Source organism: Neobacillus solisequens (assembly GCF_051233465.1).
GTDB lineage: Bacteria > Bacillota > Bacilli > Bacillales > Cytobacillaceae > Neobacillus.
The window spans coordinates 145,765-157,501 of sequence record NZ_JBKFGJ010000002.1; the positions used below are offsets into that span (position 1 = coordinate 145,765).

Sequence of the window (11,737 nt, forward strand, 5' to 3'; positions counted from 1 at the left end):
AGAAGCAAATGTGATCGGTCAAACTGGTTTAGTGTTAGAAGGTGGCGGGATGCGTGGTGTTTATACGGCGGGAATCCTGGAATGCTTTCTTGAACAGGATTTGTTTTTTCCTTATGTCATTGGAGTTTCAGCAGGTGCCTGTAATGCAGCATCCTATTTATCAAAGCAAAAAGGGAGAAATAAAACCGTAACGATTGAGTATGCTAATGACCCAAGATATATCTCTTGGAAAAACTATTTTAGAAATAGACAAATTTTCGGGATGGACTTTATCTTTGATGAAATTCCGAATAAGTATGTTCCCTATGATTACGATGCATTTTATAACAGCACTTCGGAATTTGTTGTAGGGACAACCGATTGTGTCACTGGGGAGCCTGTGTATTACAAAAGGCAGGATTACCAAAAAGATTTATTGACTGTTTTACGAGCTTCCAGTTCATTGCCATTTATTGCTCCTGAAGTTTCATTTAAAGATAAGTTATTGCTGGATGGTGGGATTAGTGATCCGATTCCAATTAGACAAGCACAGAAGGATGGTTTTACAAAAAATATTGTCGTTTTAACTCGTAATGAGGGCTATGCGAAAAAGCCTTCCAAGTTTCATTTTATGGTGGAGCGGAAATATCCCGAATATACAGGCCTGCAGAAATCGTTAAGAGACAGATACGAAATCTACAATAATACGATTTCCTATCTTATTGAGGAAGAGAAAAAAGGAAATGTATTTTTAATCCGGCCATCTGTCCCATTAAAAGTAGGAAGAATCGAGCGAAATCCACAGCGTTTAATGGAACTTTATCAACAGGGTTATCAAGATGCCAAGGCATTGAAAGAATCGATTGTGGAATATATTGGATGAAAAAGAAGAGAGTGTCTCTTCTTTTTTTTATCTCCTATCATTTTTTTCTCTTATAAATAATAGAATGATATAAGAGCAACAGATAAGGAGATTTCAAAATGAGGATTCATGATTTTTATAGAAATGAGGCTTTAATTAGCTTAAACGGTAGTATTGCTTCGCTTATTCCTGCATGTTTTATTATCGTGGGAAATCTGTCATTTTTAAAAAATCAAGAGATCATGTTACTGGCAATACCGTTTTTTGTTTATAGTTTTATTAGCTTTCAATTTTATCTTTATAAGAGAAATCAATCCAATTCTATTAGTAAACAATTGATTAGTAGAAATGGCAACGGATTATTATTAGATGCTCAACAGTTATTAGTCCTCCATATGAATACTACCTCCTCCTCGCTTCAGCTCTATTTTTCAAATGGCTTTTTAGCTGGAAGTTTTGAAAAGGTCCCCAAAAGGGGAAAAGAATGGCGTCAACCATACAAAATATATGTTCTCAGAAGTTCGGAACAATTTCCTTTAGCTTTTTTTGTTGTTAAAAAGCAGAACGGTATTAAAATTGAAGTCTATGATCAGAACAAGAAATATATGGGATGCATGGTAAAAAAAAATGAGCCATTCAAAAAGGATAAAAAGGAACTGTTTAATGAGACAGGAGAATTGATTGGTATGATTGAAGGGTCGCCTGGATTTATGGATGAAAAAATGTGGAATCTCCATGAAAAACAAGAAGGCAGATTAAGGAGAGGGTGGATGCCTTTACAATGGAGTGCATTGTTTCCTAATCCGAATACCCCAGTACTGTCTTTTAAGGTGGATTTATCCCAAGGGGACAGACTGATTAGAATGTCTTTATTAATCAACGAATTCTTCCTCGAACGCTAAATTTGAATTAGTTTCCCTTATAATCGATATTTGATATGATAGTAGCAATATTTTATTACGTGTTGTTGGGGGTTTTGACGTGAGAATTGAATTCATAAAAGGACATGGCTCAGGAAATGATTTTTTCATAATAGATGAAATCACAAATCAATACGCTTTTTCCGAACAGGAAAGGGCTGACATGGCGAGGCTTTTATGTGACCGCAAGACTGGAATGGGAGCGGATGGAATTCTTTTTACAATGAAAAGTGACCATGCCGATGCCAGAATGCGGGTTTTTAATGCCGACGGCTCGGAGGCTTCGATGTGCGGTAATGGACTTCGCCTAGTTGCCCGCTATGTTTGTGAGCTTCTTGGGAAAAAGAATGGTGTAATTGAAACGATGAAAGCTGACCTTAAGGTAGGGAGGCAAGAGGAGCTCTTTCCGGAAATTCATACCTATCAAGTTGAGATATCTCCAGTGTTATTTGATCTTGAGTCACTTCCATTAAGGTTAAATCAGTCTACATTGGTGAATGAAAAAATAATGCAGCTTTCGGATCGCTTTACTTTTACAGCTTTGGCAGTACCGAATCCTCATTTAATCACACTAGTGGAAACAGAGGACTTGCAAAATGAGGTTCAACGGCAGTTAAGTGAATATGTTAATGGTCCTAACGAGTTATTTCCTGACGGCGTTAATGTGAGCTTTGTTAAATCAATACAGGAAAATGCTATTTATGTTCGGACCTATGAACGGGGTGTAGGCTTTACAAATGCTTGTGGTACAGCCATGTCAGCTTCATCTCTGGTGACGTGTCTGCAAAAAATGAATCGATTTGAGGAAGTCATCAATGTATACAATAACGGCGGAATGGTTCAATGTGTGGTTCACGAGCATGACGGAACCTTCACCATCGATCTTATAGGTAATGCAACCTATCAATACAAAGCTGAAGTTGAAGTGAACCTTCACGACAGCCTATATACTGTGATATCTAAAAAAGATTTTCTCGAACAGCCTGATTATGAAAAGCTGCAGCAGAAAGTCCAGCAATATCTCAAGGAAAACATGTAGGATAAGGCATTTCTGCCTTATCCTTTGCCTTTTTTTAAAACCTCTAATACAGGGGCAAATGGTTGAATCGCTTTTGTTTGAAAATAATTTCTAAAGGGATCGCCTAACTTCTTAAGTCGAGTAATGGCATTTTGCATGGTAAAGGCCTTCGGATCCAACTTATCGTTTACCTCCTCCCAATAAAGAGGGGTAGCTACTCCACCAAGCTCATTTCCGCGCATTGAATAGGGAGCGATAATGGTTTTCCCTTCACCATGTTGGACGTAGTCGACATAGAGCCGGTTCCCGCGATTTTTCTTCATCCTCTCAATCGTGAATGAATCAGGATCCCGTGAGATTAAATAGTCTGCAATAAAACTAGTAAACAGCCTTGTATCATCATAACTAAATTTATTCTCTGGCAAAGGTACATAAATCTGAAGACCCTTATTGCCAGATGTCTTTATAAAACTAACTAAATTTAATTGATCCGTTACTTCCTTTATAAGCAATGCTGCTTTGACAGCAAGCGAAAATTCCTTTTGTGACGGAGGATCCAAATCAAAGACAATTTCACTTGGACCATGACTGTTAACTGTTTGAAACGGTATATGAAATTCAATGGCCAGTTGATTTCCTAACCAAATAAGCGTTTTAAGATTATTGCAGAGAATATATTGGATATCCATAGACATATGAGTTTTCACGAAAGAGGGAGCGTAATCTGGACAGTTTTTTTGATAAAAGGCTTCGCCAAACATCCCATGTGGAAAACGTATAACGGTCAATAGCCGGTTTTTTAAAAAAGGCAGCATATAGGGGGAGGCTTCCCTTAAATATAGTATATAATCTGCCTTTTGAATTTGTTGAGTTTCCCACAATGGTTTATCAGGATGAGTAATTTTCAATTCTTCTGGTAAGTTTTTTTGTTGGAAAATAAAGTTTTCATATGTACATTGAGCAGGCTCTAAATCAAAGCGAAATTGATGAAAATGTGGCTCTCGCAAGTGGTCTTCATAGAGTTCCAAATATTTAATTTCCAGGCAAATTGCTGGTTCGACATGGATAAATTGAGAATCTTCCCTTTTCATATTTTGCTTGATTATTTGTTGAAGTGCTTGTTTTTCATCTGGCTTAAACCCAAAGAGTACTTGACCAATAGTCGTTACAGTTTGATTTCGATAAACGCCAACATAAAAGTACCCATTTGATTTCTCATATGCTGTGACAAAACAACTTACATATTTCCAATTTTTATATTTTAACCATTGTAAAGATCGTTTTCCTTCTTCCCACTGGCTATTCGCATGTTTGGCAACAATTCCTTCTCCATCATATAACACAACTTTTTCCCAAACTTCATTGAAATCAGAGTAGGGCTCAACAAATTGGAGCAGCTGTTCATTATATGGATCCGGTGTTTCGTCTAATTCGAGTGCTTTAAAAAATTGCTTCAATTTTTCCTTCCTTTTGGGAAAAGGCAAAGTATTCAATGGTTTTCCACTTAACATCAGTACATCAAAAACCATCAGTCTGCAAGGTGACAAAGCTGCCTGCTCATTTATTTTTTTTGCTGCTTTCATACGTCCGCGTACTTGAATCGCAGAAAAATTAGCTTTATAGGGGTTTTCAAGATCCACAAGCTCACCATCTAGCTGTAGGGGTAAAAAGGGAGCAATTTGATCCTTTAGATCTAATAAAAATCTGCTTATTTCAGGGAATTGCGGCAATAACGCTTTCCCGTTGCGGCTTGTTAATACAGGATTGGCGGTGTTCCAATCTAAAATAGCACGAAAACCGTCATATTTTACTTCATAAAACCAGTCTTTTTCGATTGGGGTCTCAAAAGTCAGACTAGGAAGCATTGGTTTCATCACTTTACCCCTTTTTTCCTTTATTTTGTGTAAAAGGGAGACAAATATCCTTTTTCCAGTTGTTTTAAGGAATTCAGCTTGTTCCTAACACACACACTAGAAACAAAAAGAAATGGAGAATTTTTATGCATACAATGTGGAAGGGCAGTATTAGCTTTGGACTGGTTAATATTCCAATTAAGCTCCATGCTGCAACAGAAGATAAAGATATCAAGCTTCGTACCCTTCATAATAAATGTCATGCCCCCATCAAATATGAAAAAATTTGTTCAGTTTGTGAAGAGGAAGTAAAGCCTGAGGATATAGTTAAGGCTTATGAATATACAAAAGGCAAATTTGTGGTCCTCGACAACGAGGAGCTTGAAAAACTTCGAAAAGAAAATGAAGAAAAAGCTGTAGAAATCATTGATTTTGTCAAAATGGAAGAAATCGATCCTATATATTTTGACCGCAGTTATTATATGTCACCAAACGAGGGTGGTGGAAAGGCCTATTCCTTATTGCGGAAAGCACTCCAAGAATCCGAAAAAGTTGGTTTGGCTAAAATTGTGATTCGTTCCAAAGAGCAGCTGGCGGTCATCCGTGTTTATGAGAATATCTTAGTTATGGAAACCATTCATTATCCAGATGAAGTACGAAATGCCACTGATGTACCTAATGTTCCATCTGAAGATAAGGTGACAAAGAAAGAGCTGGATACCGCCATTTTATTAATAGATCAATTAACCTCCACTTTTGAACCTGAAAAATATACTGATGAATATCGAACAGCCCTTCTCGAACTGATTGAATCGAAACGCCAGGGAAAAGAAACTGTTTCTGCGGCACCTAAAGAAATGGCTACAAATGTTACTGATTTAATGGCTGCTTTACAGGCATCAATCGATCGTACCAAACCGAAAAAAGCAGCAGCTCCAAGAAAGAAAGCAACAGCCAAAGTCAAAAAGGAAGCCTAATAATTTGTTGACAAAAGCTTTAAAATGAGGGATAATAAAATTACGCTTTTAAGTTCGTTATATATGTGTTGATTTAGTAGTCGTAACTGCACGAAATGTGGGTGATGTCTTCTATGCCCATCAGTGTAGTGCGACTTTTTATATTAATGTGAAATTAACTTTAAAGTGAACAAAATATTGGGGGTAATTTTAAATGAAAAACGGTAAAGTTAAATGGTTTAATGCAGAAAAAGGATTTGGATTTATTGAAGCTGAAGGCGGCCAAGATGTATTCGTACACTTTTCAGCAATCCAATCTGAAGGTTTCAAAACATTAGAAGAAGGTCAATCAGTATCTTTTGAAATCGTTGAAGGTGCTCGCGGACCTCAAGCTGCAAACGTTCAAGCAGTTTAATCATTTTTATTAAAAAAAGGTAATGCTTAACAAGAAAAGCATTACCTTTTTTACTATATATTCATTATGAAAAACAAGGGGTGGGGAATAATGGCATTTGGCAGAAGAAATGAAGAGGAAATCAAATTGGAGGAAACAAAGATTTGGGTTTGTACTTCCGAGAATTGTAAGTGCTGGATTCGCGATAATTTTAAAAGCAGTGATGTGCCCCTTTGTCCAGTTTGCAAAAATCCAATGAGTGAAAGTACGAAGATGCTACAGGTCATTCATAACCATAGCCAGAATTTTATGTAGAAAAGCAGGGGTTACTCCCTGCTTTTAGTCTTCTATATTGTTTTTACAATAATTAAGTATTAATTCCTCTTCATCGTCCTCAAGGGCAAAATCAAGCACTTCTTCTTTGCCTTGTTCATAAAAATGATAGTTAATCATTCTTGCATTGCCATCATCTATACCTAAAAGGACCCTTAGTCCAATTCCTTTTTCAGAAAAAAGTTCATCCTCTTCATCCACCTCAAGTTCTAAAAAGAATTCATAGCGCTCACCTGAGATTAATCCGAATGGATCTTCCAGCTTTTCTACTGTATGGCCTGTTATGTTCAAAAAAATCATCCTTTGCATTTAATTAGTCGATTTTATTATACACATCTTTTCCATAACAAAAAAATAATTGCATCAGTAAATATAATACTTATGAAATAAATGTGAAATAATGCACATTGTAAACCCTTTAATGGAATTATGCGGTAATATAAAATTGTAAAAAAACAAGAAAATTTTATATATATTTGTGAATACATTCACAAAAAGGAGGGGAGAAATGAACATTTTCACTGAATCTGTTTATGGTCAACTTCAATCATACATGTTATCTAGGAAAAATTTTTATCAAATACTCCATATCCTTTTCTCTGAACCAGATAAGGAAGAAATATTTTTTCAGCTTTCTATATATGGGAATTTTGGAATGTTGGGTGAGTTTCACGAAGGTGGGAAAATTCTTGATCAATTTTTTAAAACCTTAACATTGGAACAATTAATGTTTGAGCGTGAAGAGTACCAACGACTTTTTATTGGCCCAGGCCCTCTAGTGGCACCTCCATGGGAATCCTATTACAGAAGTAAAGAACATTTGGTTTTTGAAGAATGGACCTTCCAGGTAAGGGAGAAATATCGAACGTTTGGTCTACAATATGTAAAAGAAAATAATGAACCGGATGACCATCTTCTTTTGGAATTAGAATTTATGATCTACCTTTCGAGTTTATGTCAATCAGAAATAAACCTGAATCAAATAACGGACATCATCCAGTGTCAAATTGACTTTCTGGAACAGCATCTTTTGTTTTGGGTTCCTGATTTTTGCAAAAGGATCATCGGAAATACTACAAGTACTTTGTACCTTGGGGTATCGATGTTGCTAGAAGACTTTATAAGCGATGATTTGACATCTTTAAAAGAGATAAAGGAGGTACTGGCCGATGTCTAAAAAACAAGGGCTTACCAATCTGTTTTCAAATAAAATGCAACGGCGCACTTTTTTGAAATGGTCAGGTGCCATTGGAATTCCTGTTATTGCTGGCGGAATAGGAACAAAAATGCTGGTAGACAGCAATAAAAAAGAAAAAATAACAAGCGCAAAGGAAATTGACAAGGAACAAGTTATTTCTACCTGTAGTATTAATAACTGTGGTGGAAGATGTGTCATTAAAGCTCATGTTAAAGATGGAGCAGTTGTCAGGGTTAGTACGGATTCACATGAAAGCGGCGATCCATCCACACCTCCTTTAAGGGCATGTGTTAGAGGTCGAAATTATCGAAAAATGCTCTATCATCCTGACCGGCTTAAATATCCAATGAAACGGATTGGAAAACGAGGGGAGGGAAAATTCAAACGAATTTCTTGGGAAGAAGCGATTGAAACCATTGCCTCTGAAGTAAAACGAATAGGTGATACATATGGACCAGAATCACGATATGTTAACTATGCATCAGGGCAAAGTTGGGGACTGCACGGCGGTAAAAATGCTGCCAGGAAATTACTGGCACTGACTGGTGGTTTTCTAAATTATCGAAATGACTACAGCTCAGGCGCAGGAAATATCGCCACCCCTTATACATATGGTACGAATAACTCTGGAAGTAGTTTTGATAATCTACTTCATTCCAAATACATTATTTTATGGGGACAAAATCCTGCCGAGATGATTTTTTCGACTCCATATAGGGAGTATTTGATTCAAGCAAAGAAAAATGGAACCAAAATAGTTGTCATTGATCCAAGATATACAGATACAGCAATCGCATTTGCTGATGAATGGATTCCCATCCTCCCTACCACTGATAATGCTTTGATGGATGCGATGGCCTATGTGATGATTACCGAGAATTTGCATGATCAGAAATTTTTGGATAAGTACTGCATCGGGTTTGACGGGGAGCATATGCCGGAGGGAATTGCAGGTACGGAGTCCTTAAAAAGCTATCTGCTCGGTGAAAAGGATGGCATCCGTAAAACACCGGAGTGGGCAGAAAAAATATGTCATGTGCCGGCAGATAAGATCCGTGAGATTGCTAGGGAGTATGCTACACAAAAGCCTGCAGTCCTTATACAAGGATGGGGAGCCCAAAGACAGGCATATGGGGAACAATTCATGCGTGGCGGTGCACAATTAGCCTGTTTGACTGGTAATGTAGGGAAATTGGGCGGATGGGCCGCTGGAACGGGTTATTGGAGCCGTTCGGACATTGTTTATCCATTTACCTATGAAAATCCGGTTAAGGCATCAATTCCTTGCTTCCTATGGACAGCAGCTGTTGAAAAAGGCACTGAAATGACAGTGGACGATGGATTATTGGGTACCGACAAATTAAAAAGTAATATTAAATGTATTTTTAATATGGCTGGCAATATGTTAATTAATCAACATTCTGACATTAATAAGACAAAGCAATTGCTTGAAGATGAAAGTAAAGTTGAATTTATCGTAGTAAGTGATCTGTTTATGACACCAAGTGCGAAGTATGCTGATATATTACTGCCAGGCACAACTTTTTTTGAACGGTGGGACATAGGAGTTCCATGGTGTTTTGGTGATTATGTTGTATTAGGGGAGAAAACAATTGAACCTCTATATGAATGCCGCGATGAATATGATGTATTTGCGGAGATTGCCGGTAAGCTGGGACTGAAGGAGAAATTCACCGAAGGAAAAACGACCCTAGATTTAGTCAAGGAAAGTGTGAAAAGAACGAAAAAGGAACTAGACCCGGATTTTCCTACCTTTGAGGAATTTCGAAAAATGGGGGTTTACCATTTTAAACATAAAGAACCGTTAATTGCGTTTAAGGACCAAATAGAAAGCCCAGAAAAACATCCTTTTGAAACACCTTCAGGTAAAATAGAGTTATTTTCAAAAGATTTATGGGCTATGAACAAACATGAGGAAATTCCGGCTATTGCAAAGTACATTCCATCATGGGAAGGTCCAAGTGATCCATTAATTAAAACATATCCACTCCAACTCATTAGCTGGCACTATAAACGTAGATGTCACTCAACTTATGACAATCAAGAATGGCTTGAGGAAGCGGCAAAACAAGAAATGTGGATGAATCCCAAGGATGCAGAAGGTAGGGGTATTCAAAATGGAGATTTTGTCCAAGTCTTTAATGGCCGTGGAATGATACAAATTCCAGTTAAGGTAACACCAAGAATTGTTCCCGGAGTGGTAGGAATTCCACAAGGTGCTTGGTACTCACCAGATCAAACTGGTATGGACCAACGGGGGTCGATCAATGTATTAACCTCGCAAAAGCCAACCCCGTTAGCTAAAGCCAATCCGCAGCAAACGAATTTAGTCGAAGTAAAAAAAGCATAAGGAGTGAGTGAATTGGCGCAATTGGGGTTTTATATTAATCAAAGTCTTTGCTCCGGATGTAAAGCTTGTACCGTAGCCTGTAAGGATAAAAATAATTTAAATGTCGGAATCAATTTCAGAAGGGTTTACGCGTATGAAGAGGGCAGTTTCCTTCAAAAGCCAACGAGTGGAATCGTTCAAAATGTAAAGGCCTATTATTTTTCTATCGCTTGTAATCATTGTACCAATCCAAGATGTGTACCGACTTGCCCAGTTGGAGCTATTAGTAAGAATAAAGACAATGGGGTTGTCACCATTGACCAAGATGTTTGTCAGGGAACACAGCTTTGTGTGAAAGCTTGCCCGTACGGAGCTCCTCAATATAATAAAAAAGTATTTAGATCAAATAAATGTGATTTCTGCCTTGATCTACAAGAAAAGGGGGAGGATCCTGTTTGTGTTTCTACCTGCCCAATGGGAGCAATTGAATTTGGGCCAATAGACGAGCTTCGGAAAAAGTATGGTCGGGTCAGCCAAATTAAAGGTATGCCAAGCAGTAAAATCACAAATCCAAATCTTGTTATTTTACCACATAAAGATGCAAAATTATCCAATACTTAATAACCGGTATTTGGGGGTGATATTGTGTCATTAATACTGGATTGGCTGGAAAGTATGCATATTGATTTTGAACTGACAGATCGATGTTCAAAGGTGCGAAACAATCATTCCACTTGTAGTTATTGCATGAATGCCTGCCAATTACATGCATTAGTAATACAAGATAAAAAAATGACACTAAATAAGGATCTTTGTACATTTTGCGGTGAATGCATGATTTCCTGCCCATTATCTGCAATCACAGGTATCGCTTCAGAACGTCAATTTTCTGATAGAAGTATAATCTATAATGATAGCTTTACACCTTCTGTAAAGGAATTACTTATTTATAAAAAAAGAGGCATTCAGTCCATTTCTTTGGAGACTACTCATCAAAACAAGTGGCATGATGTAATAAAAGAAGCGAACATCCTTTTAAAACAATTGGGTCAGACCCCATTTGAAGTGGTTGTAAAAAGAGATTCCAAAACTACAAGAAGAGAATTGCTACAATCATTAAAAAGTGAAGGCAGAAAAATAGCTAAAATTGCTGCTCCTGCTGCATGGAAAATAAAGGATGGGGAATGGGTTTTAACTAAATATTATCCCGGAAACCAGTTTTACACTGTCCAGCTTAATAAGGAAAAGTGTACTCTTTGTCAGGCATGTTTTACTTTATGCAGTCAAAATGTGTTCCAAATAAAAGAGAATATTCTCTGCATAATGAGCAACCGATGTGTGAATTGTACGGATTGTACAGATATTTGCCCTGAAAATGCATTGGAGATCTATTTTGAATGCAGTGAGTACGTTGAGGTAACTGAAGAATTTTTAATAAATATCTGCCAGTCATGCGGTAAAACGTTCAAAACCTTTCATTCAAGAGCAAAAGAATGCCCTATCTGCTTAAATAGAGATCCTGAATGGTTAAGCCCGTATGGTTAAGCAAATCAAAAAAAACGCCAGTTTAGTTGGCGTTTTTTTGATTTTAACGGAGAAGGTGAGATTCGAACTCACGCGACGGTTACCCGCCCTAACGCATTTCGAGTGCGCCCCCTTATAACCACTTGGGTACTCCTCCATAAGTATGAAGCGGGTGAGGGGAATCGAACCCCCGCCGTCAGCTTGGGAAGCTGAAATTCTACCATTAAACCACACCCGCATATCTGATAATAGTGAAAACTATTATAACATAATATTAAATGTGATGGTAGAAAATAATTAAAATTGCCAACTAAATGATAGTTTTTTAAAGTAATTGTCAAAAAGTAATC

At 37.4% G+C, this 11,737-nt stretch carries 12 protein-coding genes and 2 tRNA genes; 10 read left to right on the forward strand and 4 right to left on the reverse strand.

The window, feature by feature from the left end; genetic code table 11:
• Positions 1-10 precede the first annotated feature (10 nt).
• The 3 genes from ACI3K6_RS01230 (at position 11) to dapF (ending at position 2,800) form a co-directional block, all read left to right on the forward strand.
• Complete coding sequence (locus tag ACI3K6_RS01230; protein WP_435553371.1) at positions 11-862, forward strand: patatin-like phospholipase family protein; 852 nt, start codon at positions 11-13, stop codon at positions 860-862.
• A 98-nt stretch (positions 863-960) separates the two neighbouring features.
• Positions 961-1,743 (forward strand): hypothetical protein, encoded by a 783-nt coding sequence (locus ACI3K6_RS01235; protein WP_435553372.1) that lies wholly within the window; start codon positions 961-963, stop codon positions 1,741-1,743.
• A gap of 79 nt (positions 1,744-1,822) precedes the next feature.
• Positions 1,823-2,800, forward strand: a complete 978-nt coding sequence (gene dapF / locus ACI3K6_RS01240; RefSeq protein ID WP_435553373.1) for a diaminopimelate epimerase — start codon at positions 1,823-1,825, stop codon at positions 2,798-2,800.
• A 17-nt stretch (positions 2,801-2,817) separates the two neighbouring features.
• Here dapF and ACI3K6_RS01245 read toward each other — a convergent pair whose 3' ends face one another.
• Entirely contained in the window at positions 2,818-4,653 is a 1,836-nt protein-coding gene (locus ACI3K6_RS01245; RefSeq protein WP_435553374.1) for a DNA ligase D, read from the reverse strand.
• A gap of 125 nt (positions 4,654-4,778) precedes the next feature.
• On the opposite strand from ACI3K6_RS01245, the gene ku reads away from it, so the two are divergent.
• From ku to ACI3K6_RS01260, 3 genes are all read left to right on the forward strand, one after another.
• Entirely contained in the window at positions 4,779-5,609 is an 831-nt protein-coding gene (gene ku / locus ACI3K6_RS01250; RefSeq protein ID WP_335481762.1) for a non-homologous end joining protein Ku, read from the forward strand.
• Positions 5,610-5,802: 193 nt separating this feature from the next.
• Positions 5,803-6,003 (forward strand): cold-shock protein, encoded by a 201-nt coding sequence (locus tag ACI3K6_RS01255; RefSeq protein ID WP_335481764.1) that lies wholly within the window; start codon positions 5,803-5,805, stop codon positions 6,001-6,003.
• Positions 6,004-6,093: 90 nt separating this feature from the next.
• Positions 6,094-6,297, forward strand: coding sequence for a cold-shock protein (locus ACI3K6_RS01260; protein ID WP_335481767.1), 204 nt, complete (start codon positions 6,094-6,096; stop codon positions 6,295-6,297).
• A 24-nt stretch (positions 6,298-6,321) separates the two neighbouring features.
• Here ACI3K6_RS01260 and ACI3K6_RS01265 read toward each other — a convergent pair whose 3' ends face one another.
• On the reverse strand, positions 6,322-6,615 hold the full coding sequence (locus tag ACI3K6_RS01265) for a DUF6509 family protein (protein ID WP_335481791.1): 294 nt from the start codon (positions 6,613-6,615) through the stop codon (positions 6,322-6,324).
• Between the two features lie 208 nt (positions 6,616-6,823).
• Between ACI3K6_RS01265 and ACI3K6_RS01270 the strand changes: the two genes are divergently transcribed.
• Genes ACI3K6_RS01270 through ACI3K6_RS01285 form a run of 4 tightly spaced genes read left to right on the forward strand, consistent with a single transcriptional unit; the run spans position 6,824 to position 11,408 of the window.
• On the forward strand, positions 6,824-7,492 hold the full coding sequence (locus tag ACI3K6_RS01270; protein ID WP_435553375.1) for a TorD/DmsD family molecular chaperone: 669 nt from the start codon (positions 6,824-6,826) through the stop codon (positions 7,490-7,492).
• Positions 7,485-9,884: a DMSO/selenate family reductase complex A subunit gene (locus ACI3K6_RS01275; RefSeq protein WP_435553376.1), complete on the forward strand. Its 2,400-nt coding sequence runs from the start codon at positions 7,485-7,487 to the stop codon at positions 9,882-9,884. Before ACI3K6_RS01270 ends, ACI3K6_RS01275 begins: the two co-directional genes overlap by 8 nt.
• Before the next feature lie 12 nt (positions 9,885-9,896).
• Positions 9,897-10,484, forward strand: coding sequence for a DMSO/selenate family reductase complex B subunit (locus ACI3K6_RS01280; RefSeq protein WP_435553377.1), 588 nt, complete (start codon positions 9,897-9,899; stop codon positions 10,482-10,484).
• A 24-nt stretch (positions 10,485-10,508) separates the two neighbouring features.
• Positions 10,509-11,408: a 4Fe-4S binding protein gene (locus ACI3K6_RS01285; RefSeq protein WP_435553378.1), complete on the forward strand. Its 900-nt coding sequence runs from the start codon at positions 10,509-10,511 to the stop codon at positions 11,406-11,408.
• Positions 11,409-11,455: 47 nt separating this feature from the next.
• Here ACI3K6_RS01285 and ACI3K6_RS01290 read toward each other — a convergent pair.
• A tRNA-Ser gene (locus tag ACI3K6_RS01290) sits at positions 11,456-11,544 on the reverse strand.
• A 10-nt stretch (positions 11,545-11,554) separates the two neighbouring features.
• Positions 11,555-11,625: transfer RNA gene (locus ACI3K6_RS01295), tRNA-Gly, on the reverse strand.
• Positions 11,626-11,737 lie beyond the last annotated feature (112 nt).

Excerpts from the sequence above, each read along its gene's own strand:
- ACI3K6_RS01275 (WP_435553376.1), top strand. The coding sequence starts at position 7,485 with ATGTCTAAAAAACAAGGGCTTACCAATCTGTTTTCAAATAAAATGCAA.
- ku (WP_335481762.1), top strand. The coding sequence starts at position 4,779 with ATGCATACAATGTGGAAGGGCAGTATTAGCTTTGGACTGGTTAATATT.
- ACI3K6_RS01255 (WP_335481764.1), top strand. The coding sequence starts at position 5,803 with ATGAAAAACGGTAAAGTTAAATGGTTTAATGCAGAAAAAGGATTTGGA.
- ACI3K6_RS01265 (WP_335481791.1), bottom strand. The coding sequence starts at position 6,615 with ATGATTTTTTTGAACATAACAGGCCATACAGTAGAAAAGCTGGAAGAT.
- ACI3K6_RS01235 (WP_435553372.1), top strand. The coding sequence starts at position 961 with ATGAGGATTCATGATTTTTATAGAAATGAGGCTTTAATTAGCTTAAAC.
- ACI3K6_RS01260 (WP_335481767.1), top strand. The coding sequence starts at position 6,094 with ATGGCATTTGGCAGAAGAAATGAAGAGGAAATCAAATTGGAGGAAACA.
- ACI3K6_RS01270 (WP_435553375.1), top strand. The coding sequence starts at position 6,824 with ATGAACATTTTCACTGAATCTGTTTATGGTCAACTTCAATCATACATG.
- ACI3K6_RS01245 (WP_435553374.1), bottom strand. The coding sequence starts at position 4,653 with ATGAAACCAATGCTTCCTAGTCTGACTTTTGAGACCCCAATCGAAAAA.